Below are 2436 nucleotides of genomic sequence, written 5' to 3'. Positions count from 1 at the left end.
GGAGCCGCGCCTCGGTCAAGGCGCGGCCCAGGCCCTGGCGGTGCAGGCGGCGGTCGACCACGCCCCAGCCGAAGCTGGCGACGCGGCCGTCGGCGCGCAGCGCGTGGCCGCCGCAGGCCACCACCGCGCCGGCGCGGGCGATGACCAGGTAATGCCAGGCGCCGGTGTCGTGCTGCAGGAAGCGGTCGAAACCGGCGCGCTCGCTGTGATCGAAGAACTGCGGGACGTTGCTGTCGAACAGCGCCAGGCAGGCGGCGCGGTCCTGCATGACGTAGGGACGGATCGTATTCACTCGGGCAGTGTGCCGCATGCGGCCAGGCATGTCGTGGCTGCGCCGGGTGTGGAGGTCGCATCGGCCATTTCCGACGCGAGTGTCGGAAAATTTCGCCGGGCCTGTCCGGGATCCGCAGCGGGGTGGTGTCCGGAAGCGGGAAGGGGGAGGGTCAGATAATTCTGACGTGAGATCAGGATTGTCCTGATAACGCTTTTCCCGCCGCACCAGCATACTGGCCTCGGCCTGACGCAGGGACCGTCGCGCGCCTTACGGGGAGAGCGCTGGCAGGTCACTCGACCCTGCGTGCCGAGCCTTGAGTAAGCTCGGCAGGGTTTTGATGACGACACGATGACGTTTCGCGAAGTGCAGATGAGCACTCCGTGAAGCGTCGTCGTTTGTCTACAAATTCGTATTGCCCTGAATAATTCACGCAGATAGTCTGGATGGTGCGGTATCCGCTGCGTTGGGGTTATACGAGATGGCCATCAGGGTTTTTCTGGTCGATGATCACGCTCTTGTCCGTACGGGCATGAAGCTGATCCTGTCGAATCAAACGGATATCGAGATCGTCGGCGAGGCCGACAGCGGCGAAAATGCGCTCCCGCAGATCCGGCAGCTAAAGCCGGACATCGTTCTGTGCGATCTGCACATGCCCGGCGTCAGCGGGCTGGAAGTCACCGAGCGCATCGTCAAGGGCGACCACGGCACCAAGGTCATCATCGTCTCGGTGCTGGAAGACGGCCCGCTGCCCAAGCGCCTGCTGGAAGCCGGTGCCTCCGGCTATGTCGGCAAGGCCGGCGACGCGCAGGAGCTGCTGCGCGCGGTCCGCGACGTGGCGATGGGCAAGCGCTACCTCGGCGCCAACATCGCGCAGAACCTGGCGCTGGCCAATCTGGAAGGCGGCGGTTCCCCATTCGATGCACTGTCGCCGCGCGAGCTGGAAGTGGCCCTGCTGCTGACCCGCGGCCTGCGCCAGGAAGACATCGCCAAGCGCCTGAGTCTCAGCGCCAAGACCGTCAACACGCACAAGGCGCGGCTGTTCGAAAAGGTCGGCATCCAGGACAACATCGCCCTGGCGCGTCTGGCCACGCAATACGGCTTGCTGGATCCGACGCATCCGCTGTAGTCGGCGTTGCCTGCCGAGCTGACACCAGAGCGGCCTTCGGGCCGCTTTTGCGTTGTGCTTGCGCCAACGTGCGGACCTGCTCGCAGTGGGTCGATTGCGAACCCGCGTCCGCGGGTATCGCCGACGCCCTCGGCACTCGCGCGTGCCGCGATCGGAATGGCTGGGTTTGGCGAAAGCGGTGGAGTAGGGAGTGCGTGCTCTGCGCGAATGCATCGCTCGCGACTGCAGCGATCGCACAACGACGCGAATGTGCATGTGGTGGGTCTTCAAGACACTTCGGTAGCCTTCCGCGCAGCACGTACTCCACGCATCGCGTGTTTTCGCAGGCGCGGCTTCAGCCGCGACCGGCGCATCGGGAAAGCCTCGTCGCGGCTGAAGCCGCTCCTGCGAGGTGATGGTGTAGCTCGTCGAGTCACGGCAAAGCGAGTGTTGCCGTGGCTTTGGAGGGGACGCCACTGCTGCTGCGCCGAACGGGACGCGCGAAAGACAGTACGCGTGCAGACGATCGCCTTGAACCGTAGCGATGGATGCGTTTGATGGGCGCCCAAAAGAAAAAAGCGGCCCGAAGGCCGCTTCTTTCACGCTGCAACGGCAGGGGCGGGGATCAGCCGCGATCCTTGTGCTCGTCGCCGTCCGCCTTGTCCGCGCCATGCGGCGCAGGCGCTGCGGACTGCGCCGCGGCAGCAGCACGTTCCTTCCGCGCCGCCTCGTCCACAGCCGCGATCTCCGCTTGCGCCGGCGTCGCCGGAGCAGCGACGGACGTTGCGCTGTCGTCGCGTGCCGGCGTGACCGATGCGGCCTCGGTCGACGCTGCGGCCGCTGCCTGACCACTGTGCGGAACCGCCGCCGGTGCCTCGGCGAAGGCATCGAGCAGGGTGGTCTGTACCGGTGCGTAGGCCGGCTTGGCCGCGGCAGCGTCTTCCGCACGCGGTTCCGCGGGAGCGGTGGACGTGGCGGCCGGCGCTGCGCTCGGCGCGACGGTGGTCGCCGTCGGCGTGGTCACGCCCGCCGGATCCTCGACGGTGGCCGTGGCATC

2 protein-coding genes and 1 pseudogene are annotated in these 2436 nt (G+C 66.7%); 1 reads left to right on the top strand and 2 read right to left on the bottom strand.

The window, feature by feature from the left end:
• Positions 1-292 (bottom strand): GNAT family N-acetyltransferase (locus tag D180_RS21870; protein ID WP_043091535.1); only part of this gene is annotated, 292 nt, incomplete at its 3' end.
• 460 nt (positions 293-752) lie between these two features.
• Here D180_RS21870 and D180_RS21865 point away from each other — a divergent pair.
• The gene (locus D180_RS21865) at positions 753-1400 is read left to right on the top strand and encodes a response regulator (protein ID WP_026143418.1); all 648 of its coding nucleotides are present in this window, start codon (positions 753-755) and stop codon (positions 1398-1400) included.
• A gap of 604 nt (positions 1401-2004) precedes the next feature.
• Here D180_RS21865 and D180_RS22570 read toward each other — a convergent pair.
• Positions 2005-2436, bottom strand: a pseudogene (locus tag D180_RS22570) (ribonuclease E/G); the annotation flags it as partial.

This window comes from Xanthomonas sp. SHU 166, assembly GCF_000364685.1.
Classification (GTDB): Bacteria; Pseudomonadota; Gammaproteobacteria; order Xanthomonadales; family Xanthomonadaceae; genus Xanthomonas_A; species Xanthomonas_A sontii.
The sequence above is the reverse complement of the archived record's forward strand: the minus strand, read 5'-3'. Positions and strand labels throughout refer to the sequence as shown.